A 15829-nucleotide genomic window follows, 5' to 3' on the forward strand; every position below is an offset into this window, starting at 1 on the left:
CGCTTTAGCGCATAAAAAATAAGCCAGAGCAACAACTACAAACTTGAATTACTGCAATTGTTCGGGGTCAATTCCGGCTTCTCGCAGCCGTTCTTCTAATATTTTGATTCGCGCTTCTGCAAGTTCGGCACGTTGGCGTTCTTCTTCCGCACGTTTTTCGGCTTCTTCTGCGCGTTTCGCCAGTTCGACGGGGGTTAGAAATCGTTTTCCGTCGGGATAATAAATTTCTAGTGTTTCTGCTGTCAGTTCAAAGCGAATATTCAAACGAGGACTTACCCAATTTTCAATCGCATCAATAACGGTTAACTCCCCCTCAGAACGCATCCAACCACAAAATTCTATTTTTCTCGGGTCAAACAGATAATATTCCTCAACGCCGTATTTTCGATAAAATTCAAACTTTTTCGCCATTTCTTTCTGGGTGTTCGAGGGAGAAAGAATCTCAAACACGACTTGGGGCGAAATATTATCTTCTAACCATTGTAAATAGGAACCCCGTTCGCCTTTTTGTCTACCAAAAACCACCATAATATCGGGCGCTTGAGAAATATTGTTACTTCCTTCTACCGGATACCAAAGCAAATCCCCCGCTACAAAAACATCTTCAACCTCAGCAAACAAAATGTCTAAATTCTCTTTGATTTTTACAATCCAACGAAACTGCAAAGTATTATCAGCCATTGGTTGACCATCACTTTCGGGATAAATAATTTGGGATGGAGTTTCAGTTTCTAGATTTTGAACCATTGCTAGTTACCTCCAACTGTTAGATATTAGAAACCCGGTTTCTCTGTTATAACCAAATATTCGGAAAAATTGAATTGCTAACCTGTCGAACCGATTTGTTTATTTGTCGCAAAGTTTGAATGTGTTCTTCGTCGGGTTGAACGGGAATGATAGACGCTTTTTCGCCGATTTTAAACTTGTCTACGATTAAATTTGCGGCTTCCAAACCGGTGACGTAGGCTTTTTCTTGCGACCACGAACCGTGACGGTTAATCACCCAATCCCCACTCATAAATACGTTCTCAAAGCCGGTTTTAGCCGGGAGTAAATATTGATAACTTCCGGGGAAGAAATGCGTGACCGCCTGTCGCAATTTTACGACGCTTTTATCGATAATTTTCGCTTCTCCAAAAGCGGGAATACAAGTGGTTAAATAACCCTGCACGATTTTAACGATTTCATCATCAGTCAACGGTAAAAATTGATTGGCGTGATAAAAATCCGCTTCGATAACTGTTCCCGGTTCGTCTTTAAATTCATCGTGTAAGGCGTTCAAATCAAAAAACGTCCAACCCGTCGTTTTATCGAACCCAAAACACGCATTGGAAGCGCGAATAATATTAATTTTCCGGTCAAACCACAGCCGAGTTGATAACACATCCACCGCATTTAGGTTATTAATATTTCGGAATTCTGGGCGGTTTTGCAAAGCCGAACTTCCGGCTAATATTTTCTTCATTCCGGTAATTCCTACCCCGAAAATTACCGCATCCGCCGAGAATATTTCATCCCCACAAACGACCGCTTCCGCTTGACCCAATTCGTTAACTTTGATATCGCTAACACGCTTATTTGTTAAGACTTTTCCGCCCAATTGTTCGATCTGTTTTATCCAGGGTGAAAAAATGTGATCGCCCACCGTTCCCCGACACCAAACGACATCAAAATCCGGCTGATGTGCTAATATAAAATAGTACAACATTCCTAACGCTGCGGCTGCGGAACATTGTTCGCCGGGAGCAAATAACCCCACTAATAACATCGGGTTAAACGCATCGTTATAAAGTCTGGCAGAAACACCGTATTGTTTAAAAAGTTCTCGGGCTGTGATACAATCATATCGTCGCCAAGCTTCGTCGGAATTGTCAAAATCAACGACGGCGTAAAGTAGGGGTAAAGCGGATAGGCGATCGCTTAACGGTAGGCGTTTAAATTGGGTGTAAATAAACGTTCCGAGGGGGGTTGGAAGGTAAGGTAAATCTTGAAAAATTGGCGATTCTACTTCGAGTCCTGCGGGGGAATATTGGGCGGATCTCGTCCAAGGGGTAAACGGTTTTAAACCCAATTCATCCACCAAAGAAAAGATGTTTTGATAGGGATACCAAAACCCATGTATTCCGGCTTCTACTGAACGTCCTCCGGGCGTTTTCCAACCCGCAACTAAACCGCCAGGATGGGGACTCGCTTCCAACAAAGTCACATCATAACCTTGTTTGGCGAGGTGATAAGTTGCACCCAAACCAGCCCAACCCGCACCGACAACGACAACTTTTGGAGATTGTATTTCAGACATATTTGTTAAATTTTAGAGTTCAGATTTTCTAGGTTTATACAAGGGTTTGAGGGTGAATAAATTGATATCCTGATTCTTGGAGTTTTTGATTGGAAACCCGAACGTTGTAAGGTCGATTATTCGGTTGAGAGACATCCCAAGTTACGTTAGAAACATCATGTTTTTGACACAGAGAATTAATTAAATCCCGCAGCATCAGATTAGAATTATCGACCAAATTATAAATTCCTCCTAACTGATTTTGACGAACAAATTCTATCGCCCCGACGATATCATCCAAATGTATCCAAGCCGTCGGATAACGTCCGTTTCCCGGTTGAGTTGTCCCAAACATTCGACTAAAAATTTTGACAATTTCTCGACCCGGACCATAAATTCCACCCAGTCGCAAAATACAAACTTTCAGATTTTCTGAGGCTAATTCGAGTAAAATTTCTTCGGTTTTGTGGAGGATTTGATAATTTTTACTGGATGGGGCTACAGGTGAATTTTCATCAACAGTCGCTCCATTTTGATCGCCGTATAACCCATAACTTCCGGTATAAATTATATGCTTAACTTCGGGAACTTGAGGTAAAACTGCTGCTAAGGTTTGGGCGGTTTTCTGATAAGCTTGTTGATAGATTTGCGGATCTCTACCTTTGGCACCGACACTCAACAAAACCGTATTTTGACCCTGCAAAACAGACTTTAACCCTTCTGCATCATTTCCATTAACAACAACCACTCGGTTAGCGATCTTTTCTAAACTTTCCACCCGTTGCGGAGTCGTGGTTGTCGCCGTAACTGTTAAGCCAAGGGTTTGACTCCAATAGCGAGAAACTGCACTCCCGACATAGCCACAGCCAATAATTGCAACATTCATAGATAATATTATCGTTTGCTCAGAAAACCTTTATTATGATAGCAAGCTTGAGTGTTTTTTTCAGAATCTAGTTTTTCGAGTGTATTACCTAGAGCGAAATTCCCAACTTTTGGAATCCCAAAAATAAAGCGGCTACGGTTCCCGCCACACAAATTTCGCCCCGGTTGATATATTCTATCACTTCATTAACGGGAACTAAAACGACTTCAATTTCTTCGGTAATATCTAACTGACGTGCTTGTATTTTTTGAACATTAGCCGCTAAAAATAAATGAACGGAGTTTGTATCTTTGACCGGATTATCGTATAATGTAGCTAACTTCACCATAGATTCGGGAACATAGCCGGTTTCTTCGGTAAGTTCGCGAGTGGCGGCGACTTCGGGAGTTTCTTCGGTGGGGTGAAAGCTTCCAGCAGGTAATTCTAATAAAACCTGACCGACCCCGTGTCGATATTGACGAACAAAGACAATTTCATTCTGGGGTGTTATCGGTAAAACCAAAGCAATATCGGGGCGAACATTGACATAAAAATCATCGATAATTGTTCCATTGGGCAACTCAACCGTATCTTTTCTAACCCGACACCATTGATTATCTAATATAAGTTTAGAATCTAATTTTTTCCACTGAATGATTTTTTTCATGGCTGCAAGTTTCAGTAAAATTACGGAGAAAACGGGCGAATTTATCAATGTTATATCATATCCAACTAATCAATAAGCGTACTGGTAGGGGCGGTTTTTTTCATGTTATTTCTGATAAACATACATTGGTAGAAAACCCCTGTTCGGTTGGAGTAGGGGCGGGTTTATAAATATTATTTGCGAGAAACATACATTTGTACGGAACCCGCCCCTACAGGATAGGTAATTGTTGATTAGGGGTTTTACAACCGGAAGGAAAATCGATTTTTTTAGGGTTGCTTTTTGACCTAAAACATGATAATAAATGCTCAGAATGACATATTTAAAACCGCTTAAACTTTAACCCCGACAGACAGAACCATGCAAACCCCAACATTCAAACAGAAATTTCAGCAAATCCCATCGTCGATCGCATCTGTTGTCTCTGTGTTGTATGGTAGCCTGTTAATGAGAACATCGGGCGCGATCGCATTGTCTGCCGTTTTGGGCGGATTAACAGTCAATTTACCGGTTTATGCGGCAATTTTAGAAGACTGGAAAATTGACCCGGATACTGGTATAGTAGAAGTATTATTGCCCGAAGGCGTGCGGCCTCGTTTGTCGGTGGGGACCGAACCTCCGCGTTTAGTGGTCGATTTACCCAATACGGAAATTGGCATCAACCTGACCGAACGCTTTGAGTCGGGAGTGATCAGCCAAGTCAGTTTCAGCCAAGCCGAACCCCAACTCGCCCAAATTGTAATAGAATTTAGTCCGGGAGTGGTTTTGGACGAACGGGAAATCGATTTTCGGCCGATTGGTATCGAAAACCTCTGGGTATTGCGTCCAACGATTGTAGACCGTCCCGAACCCGCACCGCAATTTCCCACCGCCCAAACCCAACAGGCGCCCGCCACAGTTAATCAAACGGTCGATGAAGTCGATCAAACCGCTTCCGAGTCCGCTGCTGATTTAGAAGTCTCCGAAGCCACACAAACAGAACAACCCTCGCCCCCCCGAGAAACACTCACCCTGGAAACCCCCCAAACCCCGACGACAGCGCCCGGTTTTCAGCCGCCAACCGCCCCCGAAGAAACGCTGATTCCCAACCCCAGACCGGCGCCGGCTTCGGATATAGAAGCGCTGAGAATCCAGTTGGGACAACCGAATCAACCCCAACCTCAGACCAACCCGTTACTTGAAACGACACCATCCCCACCCCCGACGGTCGGCGCCCAAGCCCAACCCGTTCCACCTCCACCCCAGGATGATACAATCCGCTTTGGTCAACCGTTACCGAGAACTTCCCAACCTCAAAACAGGGTTTCTTCGAGAACCATTGACCGACGTCCTCCGAATGTGTTGCTGACGTCGGGAACTCAACTAACCCTCCGTTATCCTAACCCGAATGAAGTGCGGTTAAAAGATAAACCCGAACGGCAGGAGGTTTTACTCTTGCAAGGCGGTATAATCGATCAGGAGGGAAATTATATCGTTCCACCCAATACGCCGATTGTGGGATATTTTGAAACCAGTTCTAAAGGCAGTCGATTTATAGCCGAAGCGATTAATTTAGAAGGGCGCAGCATTCCCATTCAAGCCGAATCTGGTTGGATTCCCGGTCGATTAGACCCCGAACCGAAAAACGTTCTTCGCGATACCGGAATTGGCGGGTTGGGGCTATTTTTGCTTACAGGTTTTACAGGTGTCGGTTTGTTGGTGGGGGCGCTTGGGGGTGCCGCCGTTGGTTTGGCTACCTCTCCCCAACCCACCACCTTAGAACCGAATCAAGTGATTGAAGTGCGTCTGACTGAAGAGTTGCGTCAATCACAATTTGTTTATATTCCCGAAGATTAGAATCGATCAGATTCGGGTCTCGGACGTGCGGGAGTCATTCCACCGGGTTGAGTCAGGAATAGATTCTCGGCACTATCATTTTGATAGATACAACTAATCTCAGGACTACTATCCAACTCGCCGGTATAACCAAAGGTGTTCATCCGCTGTTTACACTCTCGTTCTTGTTCCGAAGAAATTAGATCTCTCTGTTTGAGAATTGTCCAGTTACTCGTCCGCAAGACACAACCGGGCTGCATTCGGGGTTGGGAGACATAGACGTTAAACGGGTTCAACGTCACAAAAACCCGCATATCTGTCACCATCGCACTCGCCCCGAATTTAATACAAGTTTCGGTACTCGGTGCGCTGCGGTCAATAAATTGGCTAGAAGCGACGTTTTCCGGGGTAAAGGTCGTGGTCGAACTAATGGCAATTCCAATCCCAATCCCTAATACTAATACACCACCAATCACGGCTAAAGCCGTAAAGTTAAAAGTTGACCGAGGTGCAGACGATGTGCGGGTTTTACGTTTCATATTCGCTTAAAAGCAAGAAAAAATTTATAAAGAACAACAATTACAGACGTTTATCTTTCGGGTGTCAACTCGATTTACTGTACTACCGCTATTTTAACAACTTGTCAACCGAACTGGGCGTCAAATAGCTGTCAGGTGTCAGGACTGTAGGGAGATGGGGAGAAAGAAGTCAGAAGTCAGAAGTCAGAAGTCAGAAGTTCAGGAGTTGGGAGTCACCGACAAACTGTTTACTGTAAACTGTTATCACTCTATGCACGAACTTCGCTCTCTTGCGAACTTCGCTCTCGACGGAAGCCGCCAAGTCGCAAGGAACGCGCTCTCGACGGAAGCCGCCAAGTCGCGAGTTCGCGCTGGTAATGAGTGACTGGTGACTGGTGACTGTAAAAGACTGGTGACTGTAAAACCCCTTGTCGGGACTGACAAGATTCATTACACTATGTAAAGTGAATCACTAATCTTAAATTTAGGAAACCCATATAAGGAGATAGAGCCGTGTCTGTCGAAACAGTCGAGAAGCGTTCAACAGTCCGTAAGCTCGCACCACGTTACCGCGTATTGCTTCATAATGATGACTTTAACGGGATGGAGTATGTGGTGCAGGTCTTGCTCCAGACTGTACCGAGTTTAACTCAACCCCAAGCTGTTAGCATTATGATGGAAGCTCACACTAATGGTTTGGCTTTAGTGATTACTTGCGCCCAAGAACACGCTGAGTTTTATTGTGAAACGCTGAAAAATCATGGCTTGAGTAGTACCATTGAGCCAGATGAATAATACATTACTCTCAAATTAGACACCCGGATTGATTTTCACGCCTGAAAATGTTTCCGGGTGATGGCTTTTTTTGTTTATTTATTGGTGCTTTTATTCTTATCTTTTGAAACTGAATCTCAGTCTGATTTCTACTTTTCCCGCTCCCCTGAGACTAACTTTGTTTATTCTCCTGTTGTTGGGGTTGTGGCTACCGTTGGCGGTTCCGATTTATGTATTGGGAAATGACCCAAATACCGTTAGTATTATTACTTTGCTGTTGCTGTATGTCGAGTTTATTTTGTTAGTGCGTTGGTGGGGAAAATCGATTTATTCTCAACCTCGAATGCTGCAACGTTACGGTTTATTTGTCAATTCTCAAGCGGTTTGGTTGTTCCTCAGTGGGTTGAGTTGGGGATGTTTGAGTTTGCTCAGTTTGTTCGCCCTAGAAGCTCTACTCGGATGGTTAACATGGTATCCTAATTCTCAGCTATTTCCTCAAGTGATTTTAGAAGGACTGGCGATCGCATTTGGGGTGGGTTTTGCTGAGGAATTGTTCTTTCGAGGTTGGTTGCTTGATGAACTTCTGCGAGACTATTCCCCCGTTTGGGCGGCTTGGGTTTGTAGCGGAATTTATGCGATCGCTCATTTTATTAAACCCGTTGCTGAAATTATCCGCACCTGGCCGCAATTTCCCGGTTTAATTTTACTCGGATTAATTTTGGTTCGAGCAAAATTTGTTATCGGTTCTTTTTCTAAAAAAACAGCCGTTTTTACAGGAAATTTGGGTTTACCGATTGGGCTTCATGGCGGATTAGTCTGGGGTTATTATATCATAAGTGTAGGCGGAAAAGTTGAATATTCCGGGCGAGTTCCCGATTGGGTGGTGGGGATCGATCAAAATCCGTTGGCGGGTTTAATGGGATTGATGTTTTTAAGTGCGATCGCGATATTGATTAGAAAATTATCACCAAATCGGAACTTAACTAATTCTTTTTGATTCTTAAATTTTGTAGACCGCTTAAACCGAAGTCAGACCATCTCTATTATTGATTTAAGCTTATGAAATTCACACCCGTTGCCACAATTTTATTATTAACCTCTGTTGGCTATATCAACCCCGCCCAAGCGGAATCTCCGTCTATTAACACCTCTCAAACGGTTATTTCTGCTACCCCAACAAAAGCAGAAATTCTGAATGCTTGTGTTCGCAATCAAGCCGAAACCTTACCGAATCCTTACACCGATGTTGAACCGACTCATTGGGCTTATAAAGCGGTTTTAAGTATGTATTATTGCGGTGCTTTTCGTCAAGCCACACCGCCGGCTTTAATTGAACAATTGCTTCAGTCTGATTCTATTCCCGGACAAGAAACACAGGTTTCAGATGACTTGTAGGGCGGGTTGAGAATTCATCTATATTTTCCCACTCTCAACTGATATGATATCCGGTTGATGAATGCCTGTTATGAGGCGGGGCGGGTTTATATAGGTTATTGATTGGAAGACAAATATTGACTCGGAACCCGCCCCTACATTACTGGTGACTGTATAACTACCAAGTGGGATCAACAGCGATGTTAATGGTAATTTTATCTCGTCCTGCGGGAACAGCGCTAATACAAGCACAAATAACATCTTCGCCGTCAATTTCCACCTCACAAGCGTGACAGGAACCCATCAAACAGCCTGTAGGAATGGTAACACCCGCCCGTCCTGCAACCTCTAACATGGGTTCTCCGGGTTGGGCGGAAACGGTGACGTCATCGGGTAGAAAATGAACTTGCAATGATTGAGAGTTTGGCATTTTTTCAGGGTTTCACTCAACAATGTTTTCTCAAAAAACAATATAGATGCACCAAATTTAGAATCGATTAAATTCAAGCTAAAATTTGATTGATATCCAAATATTCTTCAACCACATCCGCCAAAACATCGAGCATCATTTCCCGTTGTTCTCGATAGTTGGGAATGCCAGTGGGTAACGTGACTAAACCCCGTTGAGTTCGGAGATGATTTAACCAAGATCTTCGCCAAGGACTATTATCAAAAACCCCGTGCAAATAATGTCCCCAAACTGAATATTGTTTGTTTGTCACTCCCAAATTGCGATCGTCAAACAGAGGTAATGTGTTTTCTGTATCTAAAATTTGAGTCCGACCTTGATGAATTTCGTATCCTTCTATGGGCAAACCCTGTTGAGGATATTCTGAAGTCACAACCCGCTTACAAGAGACTTTTTGACGGTCCATAATCGTTCTTACAGGTAACAGCCCCAAACCGGGAAATTCGCCCCGTTTCCCTTCAATTCCCTGGCTATCAATCACACTTTCACCTAACATTTGATAACCGCCACAAATACCCATTACCTGACCGCCAGCAGCCACATATTTTTGTAGGGCTTCTCCCATTCCGGCTTCTTGAAGAACTAATAAATCAGCAATGGTTGTTTTTGAACCGGGAATAATCACCGCATCGGGATGACCTAAGGCTTCATTGGGGCTAATATATTCTAAATGTACACTGGTTTCTGCATCCAACGGATCGAAATCTGTAAAATTAGAAATTCGAGGTAAACGAACCACTGCAATGGTAATTTCCCCCTGGGAACTATTGCGAGGACGGCGATCTAATAAACTTAAAGAATCTTCTGCGGGGAGAGCCAAGTCAACCCAAGGAATCACCCCAACCACAGGAATTCCGGTGTATTCTTCTAACCATTTTATCCCCGATTCTAAGAGCGAGCGCTGACCCCTAAATTTATTAATAATAATCCCCTTGACTAATTCCCGTTCTTGGGGTTCAAGAAGCTGTAACGTTCCGACAACATGAGCAAACGCCCCGCCGCGATCAATATCAACAACCAGCAGGGTTTTTGCATTCAAATACTCCGCTACCCGCATATTGGTTAAGTCGCGATGTTTGAGGTTAATTTCTGCCGGACTTCCCGCCCCTTCACAGACGATCATTTCATATTCTGAGGCTAAATGTTCGAGACATTTAGTAATCGCTTGCCAACCAATATCAAAATATTGTTCATAATATTCTCCCGCATGAACAACGCCGACCGCTTTACCTTTTAAAATGACTTGAGAAGTCATATCACCTTGGGGCTTTAATAAAATCGGATTCATCGCTACAGAAGGAGAAATTCCAGCCGCCCAAGCTTGAACAACTTGAGCGTAACCGATTTCCGATCCTGCGGGGGTCACATAGGAATTTAACGCCATATTTTGACCCTTAAACGGAGTCACTTTCACGCCTCGACGGTACAAAATTCGACAGAGGGCGGCGGTGATCATGGATTTACCTGCGTGGGAGGTCGTTCCCACAACCATAATTGCTTTCATGTTGAGAAGTTGCAAAGTTTAGAATTGCAAAAATAGGGATAGATGTTGTCTTTAACGCCGAGAAACCGGTTAAATTCTATTAGCTTATAATGGAAATCGTAAACGGCGAGCAAGGAAATTTAAACAACGTTCACGCCAAGTTGGGGGGGCGAATTTTTGGGTTTTATCTTCGGCTTTTTCGACTAGCTGACGACCGAGGGGGGTGAGTCGAAAACTATCTGTAATTCCCTGTCCGTCTACTTCCCGTCGCAACACACCGACTTGAATTAACCACATTAAATTGTTTTCTACACTCAGTTCGGATTGGGGTGAACGAGTGTACCCTTTTTCAACGCCACGCGATCCGGCGATCGCATTGAGTTCAACGCTTTCATATCGCATCAAACTGAGTAATTTTAGGGTAAAAGGAGAACAACAAATCGCCCGTTTAGCCCGTTGGAAGGTGCCAGAGGGATATTGAATTGATTTGGGGGTGGAAGACTCAACAGAGGTCATCTGAGTTGTAATGGTGAGAGTTAAAAGGTTTTGATGTTTTAATCAGCCGAAAAACCCGGTTAAGTTGAAAACCGGGCGTTTCTTTTATTCCATATTAGGGGGGATTTGACGACTGCGCCACCGTTAGCGGAAAAACTGATGTCTGTCCAGGATGGTTTCTCCGTGATCGGGTATCCAAGCCACCCACTGATTTTCGTTGTTTTCAGCCAACAGTAGGGCTTCGTCGTGGCTGTAGGGGTTGGGAAGTTCTCGCAGCTTAACCCATGTTCCGGGTTGATATTCGCCTGAGAATGGAACTTCTGACGCCAACCAGTCCGATACAGAAGTTAGGGTAATTTCGGGGTGTAAGTCAAGTGACATGGTGCTTTCCTCGTCGAGTCGGTTCTCAGAGGCTTCTATCTCACCGTTAGTTTCCTCTAAAAACGGACTTTAAAAATTTTTCTGTATCTAGCGTTACAGAATTTTGATTAAATCTCAAGTTTTTGTTGTACAACTTCATCATTGAAGGCAAAAGTCAGGTAGGGGCGCGCCTCCGAATTAATTTATGATGTCCCACAGAAAATTGATATAAACCCGCCCCCTTTTCAGGTAGGGGCGCGCCTCCGAATTAATTTATGATGTCCCACAGACAAGCGATATAAACCCGCCCCGGTGTCAGAAGAAGGGGCGTAAGGGGCGGGTTTATGTAAGTTATTTCTGGGTCAGATAGATTGACGCGGAACCCGCCCCTACAACACTGGTTGGGGGCGTAAGGGGCGGGTTTATGTAAGTTATTTCTGGGTCAGATAGATTGACGCGGAACCCGCCCCTACAACACTGGTTGGGGGCGTAAGGGGCGGGTTTATGTAAGTTATTTCTGGGTCAGATAGATTAACGCGGAACCCGCCCCTACAACACTGGTGACTGGTGAGGCAGCGCGGTCTTGGGGTCCCCCCAAGTGAAGCGACTGCCGTTCGCGCAGCGTCTCCGAAGGAGATACCCGAAGGGTGACTGGTAATGAGTGACTGGTTAAAAGGTACCCAATCCCGTAAAATAACGTTGTGAAGAAAATCTAAAAAATTCCTTTTGGGGAGGATTACTCAGCAATGGCTTTATCTGTAGGAACAAAAGCCCCCGACTTTACCGCTAAAGACGCCAACGGAAACACCGTCTCTCTGGCCGACTTCAAGGGTAAGATAGTTGTTATGTACTTCTACCCCAAAGATGACACCCCCGGTTGTACGAAAGAAGCCCAAAGCTTCCGTGACAACTTTGCGGACTACCAAAGCAAAGACATGGTTGTTTTGGGTGTGAGTACCGATGATGAAGCATCCCACAAGGCGTTTGCAGAAAAGTATGGTTTACCCTTTACTTTGTTAGCCGATCCCGATGGCACCATTACTAAAGCCTATGATGTGGACGGTGGAGGCTACGCCAAACGTGTCACCTATATTATTAACGGTGAAGGCACGATTGATTTTGTTGATGACAAGGTAAACACTCAGTCTCACGCTCAAGATATTCTCGCCCGACTGGGTTAATCAAGCGATGATTTGATCCAGTCTCAGGAAAAATTCATCCTTATTCACGATATAGCCGTCCGTAGATAGTTCTAGGGGCGGCTTTATCGGTGCAGTTATCAGCTATGCTAACTCTGTTTGAAACGATAAACCTGAAACAATCCCTTGACTCGATCCGTCCCCAATTGTTCATTTCTGGCTTTATGCAAGCAGATCGCGCTTAACTGTGCCAATTTTGACCTACGAAAACTTCTAGAACTATGCTGAATTATCTCGGCCCCATCGATGTATTAGTCAATCAACCTGTTGCTTTAATTGGAACTTTTGAATCGGAACAAATTCAAACGGTTTCTGTTGTCGCCGAAGACAAATATCCCCTTACGGTTCGTCTCAATTATAAATCAAAAATTTGGCACGTTAGCCTAGAGAAAGGATTTAATACTCCGGGTCAAAGATGGTTGCGTTTAAAAGGGTTTAATCGCCAAAATCAATCCGTCTCCGATCAAATTATTCGTGTAACCGTATCTCTAGAAGGAAATCTCGGATCGGATACTCATTTAATCGCCCGAACTACAACCCCGTTTAAAAAACAAGCGATTTCGTCTTCTCGTCTGACTCCCCAACAACAACAAAATATAAATGTTGGTGAAATTCTCCCCCTCAACAGCTACCAATTAGCCAACGAACACCTCGAAGTTGAACTTAAAAATCCTTTGGGAAGTGTGGGAAATTTTGGCTATTTCTACGAAGAACACGTCCTGTTAGTTAAAAACGGACAAATTCTGTGGTTTGATCGCGAAGATTTACCGCCAACGCCATCGGGGACTCAATTATTATGGATTACTCAAACGACTCCATTAAAGCTTCAACCCCAAGATTCCGCCCAGTTGGGAATCAATCAAACGGTAGAATTAACTCACGGAAGTACCTACACCATTTTAGGTTATGCCTCTGTTGAAGATCATTTTCGGGTGACTCTTGATCGCGATATTCCCGGTTTTGGAAAATATGGCTATGTTTACCGTTATCATGCGGAACTTTGGGAAAAAGATAAACCCATTAACTACAATACAAACGCCATCAATCTCACCGTTATTAATACAACTGTTTTCAAAAAAAGACCGGTTGATGCGGCTTATTTATCTGAAGCTGAAAGAACAACGCTTCCGGCTGGAATGGTTTATGGCGTACAAAGTTATACCACAGAAAATGGTCATTTAAAAGTCGCCTTCACCGAAAATTTACCGGGTTTTGGAAATACGGGTTATCTCTATCCTGATTTTATTCAACTCAGTCGCGCCGATCAACCGATTATTCCTAAATTACCGGTTACTTATGACGGACCGCCAGAAGTTTTGGTCAATCAACCGACGATTCTTAAAGGAACTTTTGATCCGCGTCTGGTGACGGCGATTTCTTTGATGGCGGAAGATCGTTTTCGTTTTGATGTGATTTTAAATTCTGCGGGGAAGACTTGGGAAGTTAAATTAGCAAAAGGATTTAGTGAGGCGGGTTATCGTTGGTTGCGACTGAAAGCCAGTAATAGTAAAGGCGAGTTGGTTGCTTCTGTTGTTATTAATATAACGGTTAGTAGCTATCCGCTGACGGTGGGGGAAGGGTTAACTTTAACCATTACTAACGATACTTTATTTAAGGTCGCACCGTTTGATTCTACGTCTTTAAATCAAAATCAAAAAGTTGCGATTAAAGCGGGTCAAAAGTTTAATGTTTTGAAGTACGGTTGGGTTGATGGTCATTTAAAAGTATTGTTAAATAATGCGATTCCTCCCATCGGAAGTTTTGGTTATTTTTTCCAAGGTCATGTTCAACTCAGCAAAGGTTCGGACGTCCTTCAATTTGAGATTGATAATGTACCGGATACGGATGTTAACGCTCAACTGTTGGTAATTAAAACCACAAAAATCAAAGCAAAACCGGTTGATTCTTCTGAATTATCACCGAATGAATTGGCACCGTTGTTACTCGGTCAAACTTACCCAATTAAAGGTTATGCTTGTACTCAGGGTCATTTTCGTGTTACTTTAGCTCAATCTGTTGAGGGATTTGGTAATGTAGGTTATATTTATTGGCAACACGTTCGTTTGCTGCGAGATGGTCAAGAAATCCCCTTCAATCCTAATGCTTTGACTATGACTATTGCACAAACAACGGTGTTGAAAAAACGCCCCGTAGATGCGAGTCGTTTGGAGAATTCTGAAAGGGCGACTTTACCCGTTGGTCGAGTTTATGGGGTGAATAGTTATGCGATCGCTGACAATCATATTCGAGTCGCATTGACGGAGGAATTACCGAGTTTTGGAAATACGGGTTATGTGTTTCCGGCTTATGTTAAATTTCAGCGAGGGGGGAAAACTTTCGATCCCTTACCTGACCAAGTTGAGTTGAATGTTCCCTATTTTTCTCAACGAGATAATCCCCGCTATTATTGGTCTACTTGTAATGTGACTTCTATTGCGATGGTGTTGTATTATTACGGTTTGCGATCGCAATATGGGGGACAATTAGAGGATGAATTATTGGAATGGTGTTTTAATTATGCGGGGGTGGGATCGCAAACGGAACACAACGTTTTAACGGCTTTAATTCGGGCTTATGGCTACAGAAGTAGTTTTAGTACAACTCGCCGTTGGTCTGAAATTAAAGAAGAATTAATTAATGGTCGTCCTGTGGTTATTGGGGCTGATTTAACACCAGCGGGTCACGTTTTAACCATTATTGGTTTTAACAAAGCGGGCTATATTGTTCACGATCCTTGGGGAGATGCTTACACGGGTTATTCCAATACCGAAGGGCGACGGTTGTTGTATTCCTATGGTTATTTCAACCAAGTTGCTGGTCCTGATGGGAATATTTGGGCGCATTTTATTGACCCTTAAAGTTATTAAAAACCCGGTTTCTTATGAGTTACCGGGTTTTTGCAGGTGGGGGATTTTTTATTGCTGTAATTTGGCTTCTAATTCTTGAATTCGGGCTTGTAAAGGTGCAAGCATTTCGGCAACTTGGGCTTCGGAATATTTAATTGGAATATGTTGAGGACAATTCCAATCCCAAGCTTCTACATGAATTAAAAACGCCCGTTCCGCAAAAGCTTCATATCCGGGAACACGCAACTGTTCAAGCAAACTGGGATTATTATATTCTATTTTAGCACGTCCCCAAATTTTTAAGCGCCGGCGATTGGTATAATCCATTAAAAACAGAAAAACCCGATCATTTACCGATAAGTTTCCGATACTTAGATATTGACAATTTCCTCCAAAATCTGCAAATCCTAATGTCCTCTCATCCAAGATTTTCAGAAACCCAACCGGCCCACCTCGAAACTGAATATAAGGCCAGCCATTCTCATTTACCGTTCCCATATAAAAGCTATCACGGGCTTGAATAAAGTCGGCAAGTTTGGGAATTAAGGTATCATTTTCTGGCCCGTTTTCTTCCATACGGTTATACATTTCTCGGGAACCGTAGCGTTCTTGAATCGCTTTCACGGCTGGAGTAAATGCAATCTCTGCAAATTTCCGAGGCATAGTTTTCTCCGCGATTAAATAGA

General features: G+C 43.5%; 17 protein-coding genes. 7 read left to right on the forward strand and 10 right to left on the reverse strand.

Going from position 1 to position 15829, the window contains the following annotated elements; all coding sequences use genetic code 11:
* Positions 1-48: 48 nt before the first annotated feature.
* The 4 genes from ACL6C3_RS30810 to ACL6C3_RS30825 all read right to left on the reverse strand — a co-directional run bounded on the left by ACL6C3_RS30810 (position 49) and on the right by ACL6C3_RS30825 (position 3810).
* A complete protein-coding gene (locus ACL6C3_RS30810; protein WP_413163983.1) occupies positions 49-747 on the reverse strand; it encodes a Uma2 family endonuclease in 699 nt (232 codons plus the stop codon).
* 46 nt (positions 748-793) lie between these two features.
* Entirely contained in the window at positions 794-2299 is a 1506-nt protein-coding gene (locus ACL6C3_RS30815) for an FAD-dependent oxidoreductase (RefSeq protein WP_413163984.1), read from the reverse strand.
* A gap of 34 nt (positions 2300-2333) precedes the next feature.
* Positions 2334-3164 carry an NAD-dependent epimerase/dehydratase family protein gene (locus ACL6C3_RS30820; RefSeq protein ID WP_413163985.1) on the reverse strand — a complete coding sequence of 277 codons (831 nt, stop codon included), beginning with the start codon at positions 3162-3164 and terminating at the stop codon, positions 2334-2336.
* Between the two features lie 88 nt (positions 3165-3252).
* Complete coding sequence (locus tag ACL6C3_RS30825; protein WP_413163986.1) at positions 3253-3810, reverse strand: NUDIX hydrolase; 558 nt, start codon at positions 3808-3810, stop codon at positions 3253-3255.
* Between the two features lie 360 nt (positions 3811-4170).
* Here ACL6C3_RS30825 and ACL6C3_RS30830 point away from each other — a divergent pair, with 360 nt between their 5' ends.
* Entirely contained in the window at positions 4171-5646 is a 1476-nt protein-coding gene (locus ACL6C3_RS30830) for an AMIN domain-containing protein (RefSeq protein ID WP_413163987.1), read from the forward strand.
* Here the strand turns inward: ACL6C3_RS30830 and ACL6C3_RS30835 are convergent.
* Positions 5643-6164 carry a DUF3172 domain-containing protein gene (locus ACL6C3_RS30835; RefSeq protein WP_413163988.1) on the reverse strand — a complete coding sequence of 174 codons (522 nt, stop codon included), beginning with the start codon at positions 6162-6164 and terminating at the stop codon, positions 5643-5645. The genes ACL6C3_RS30830 and ACL6C3_RS30835 overlap by 4 nt on opposite strands.
* 154 nt (positions 6165-6318) lie before the next feature.
* Here ACL6C3_RS30835 and ACL6C3_RS30840 point away from each other — a divergent pair, with 154 nt between their 5' ends.
* The 4 genes from ACL6C3_RS30840 (at position 6319) to ACL6C3_RS30855 (ending at position 8312) form a co-directional block, all read left to right on the forward strand.
* Positions 6319-6528 (forward strand): hypothetical protein, encoded by a 210-nt coding sequence (locus ACL6C3_RS30840; RefSeq protein ID WP_413163990.1) that lies wholly within the window; start codon positions 6319-6321, stop codon positions 6526-6528.
* 128 nt (positions 6529-6656) lie between these two features.
* Positions 6657-6938 carry an ATP-dependent Clp protease adapter ClpS gene (clpS, locus tag ACL6C3_RS30845; protein ID WP_413163992.1) on the forward strand — a complete coding sequence of 94 codons (282 nt, stop codon included), beginning with the start codon at positions 6657-6659 and terminating at the stop codon, positions 6936-6938.
* A gap of 109 nt (positions 6939-7047) precedes the next feature.
* A complete protein-coding gene (locus ACL6C3_RS30850; protein ID WP_413168448.1) occupies positions 7048-7914 on the forward strand; it encodes a CPBP family intramembrane glutamic endopeptidase in 867 nt (288 codons plus the stop codon).
* A gap of 62 nt (positions 7915-7976) precedes the next feature.
* Positions 7977-8312, forward strand: coding sequence for an S-layer protein (locus tag ACL6C3_RS30855; protein WP_413163993.1), 336 nt, complete (start codon positions 7977-7979; stop codon positions 8310-8312).
* A 157-nt stretch (positions 8313-8469) separates the two neighbouring features.
* On the opposite strand, the gene ACL6C3_RS30860 is transcribed toward ACL6C3_RS30855, so the two are convergent.
* From ACL6C3_RS30860 to ACL6C3_RS30875, 4 genes are all read right to left on the reverse strand, one after another.
* Entirely contained in the window at positions 8470-8721 is a 252-nt protein-coding gene (locus ACL6C3_RS30860) for a 2Fe-2S iron-sulfur cluster-binding protein (RefSeq protein WP_413163995.1), read from the reverse strand.
* A gap of 73 nt (positions 8722-8794) precedes the next feature.
* Positions 8795-10264, reverse strand: a complete 1470-nt coding sequence (gene cobQ, locus ACL6C3_RS30865; protein ID WP_413163996.1) for a cobyric acid synthase CobQ — start codon at positions 10262-10264, stop codon at positions 8795-8797.
* An 84-nt stretch (positions 10265-10348) separates the two neighbouring features.
* A complete protein-coding gene (locus ACL6C3_RS30870) occupies positions 10349-10759 on the reverse strand; it encodes an Npun_F0494 family protein (protein WP_413163998.1) in 411 nt (136 codons plus the stop codon).
* 123 nt (positions 10760-10882) lie between these two features.
* Positions 10883-11119 carry a hypothetical protein gene (locus ACL6C3_RS30875; protein WP_413163999.1) on the reverse strand — a complete coding sequence of 79 codons (237 nt, stop codon included), beginning with the start codon at positions 11117-11119 and terminating at the stop codon, positions 10883-10885.
* Between the two features lie 725 nt (positions 11120-11844).
* Here ACL6C3_RS30875 and ACL6C3_RS30880 point away from each other — a divergent pair.
* The gene (locus tag ACL6C3_RS30880) at positions 11845-12279 is read left to right on the forward strand and encodes a peroxiredoxin (protein WP_413164000.1); all 435 of its coding nucleotides are present in this window, start codon (positions 11845-11847) and stop codon (positions 12277-12279) included.
* 239 nt (positions 12280-12518) lie between these two features.
* Positions 12519-15155 (forward strand): C39 family peptidase, encoded by a 2637-nt coding sequence (locus ACL6C3_RS30885; protein WP_413164002.1) that lies wholly within the window; start codon positions 12519-12521, stop codon positions 15153-15155.
* A 57-nt stretch (positions 15156-15212) separates the two neighbouring features.
* On the opposite strand, the gene ACL6C3_RS30890 is transcribed toward ACL6C3_RS30885, so the two are convergent.
* Positions 15213-15806, reverse strand: coding sequence for a pyridoxamine 5'-phosphate oxidase family protein (locus ACL6C3_RS30890; RefSeq protein ID WP_413164004.1), 594 nt, complete (start codon positions 15804-15806; stop codon positions 15213-15215).
* Positions 15807-15829 lie beyond the last annotated feature (23 nt).

This window comes from Capilliphycus salinus ALCB114379 (assembly GCF_047276495.1).
Lineage (GTDB): Bacteria > Cyanobacteriota > Cyanobacteriia > Cyanobacteriales > Microcoleaceae > Capilliphycus > Capilliphycus salinus.

Bases quoted from the DNA above. Each gene is read 5' to 3' on its own strand.
- ACL6C3_RS30855 (WP_413163993.1), top strand. From the start codon at position 7,977: ATGAAATTCACACCCGTTGCCACAATTTTATTATTAACCTCTGTTGGC.
- ACL6C3_RS30815 (WP_413163984.1), bottom strand. From the start codon at position 2,299: ATGTCTGAAATACAATCTCCAAAAGTTGTCGTTGTCGGTGCGGGTTGG.
- ACL6C3_RS30835 (WP_413163988.1), bottom strand. From the start codon at position 6,164: ATGAAACGTAAAACCCGCACATCGTCTGCACCTCGGTCAACTTTTAAC.
- ACL6C3_RS30830 (WP_413163987.1), top strand. From the start codon at position 4,171: ATGCAAACCCCAACATTCAAACAGAAATTTCAGCAAATCCCATCGTCG.
- ACL6C3_RS30890 (WP_413164004.1), bottom strand. From the start codon at position 15,806: ATGCCTCGGAAATTTGCAGAGATTGCATTTACTCCAGCCGTGAAAGCG.
- ACL6C3_RS30880 (WP_413164000.1), top strand. From the start codon at position 11,845: ATGGCTTTATCTGTAGGAACAAAAGCCCCCGACTTTACCGCTAAAGAC.
- cobQ (WP_413163996.1), bottom strand. From the start codon at position 10,264: ATGAAAGCAATTATGGTTGTGGGAACGACCTCCCACGCAGGTAAATCC.
- ACL6C3_RS30810 (WP_413163983.1), bottom strand. From the start codon at position 747: ATGGTTCAAAATCTAGAAACTGAAACTCCATCCCAAATTATTTATCCC.
- ACL6C3_RS30860 (WP_413163995.1), bottom strand. From the start codon at position 8,721: ATGCCAAACTCTCAATCATTGCAAGTTCATTTTCTACCCGATGACGTC.
- ACL6C3_RS30875 (WP_413163999.1), bottom strand. From the start codon at position 11,119: ATGTCACTTGACTTACACCCCGAAATTACCCTAACTTCTGTATCGGAC.
- ACL6C3_RS30825 (WP_413163986.1), bottom strand. From the start codon at position 3,810: ATGAAAAAAATCATTCAGTGGAAAAAATTAGATTCTAAACTTATATTA.
- ACL6C3_RS30820 (WP_413163985.1), bottom strand. From the start codon at position 3,164: ATGAATGTTGCAATTATTGGCTGTGGCTATGTCGGGAGTGCAGTTTCT.
- ACL6C3_RS30870 (WP_413163998.1), bottom strand. From the start codon at position 10,759: ATGACCTCTGTTGAGTCTTCCACCCCCAAATCAATTCAATATCCCTCT.
- ACL6C3_RS30840 (WP_413163990.1), top strand. From the start codon at position 6,319: ATGGGGAGAAAGAAGTCAGAAGTCAGAAGTCAGAAGTCAGAAGTTCAG.
- ACL6C3_RS30885 (WP_413164002.1), top strand. From the start codon at position 12,519: ATGCTGAATTATCTCGGCCCCATCGATGTATTAGTCAATCAACCTGTT.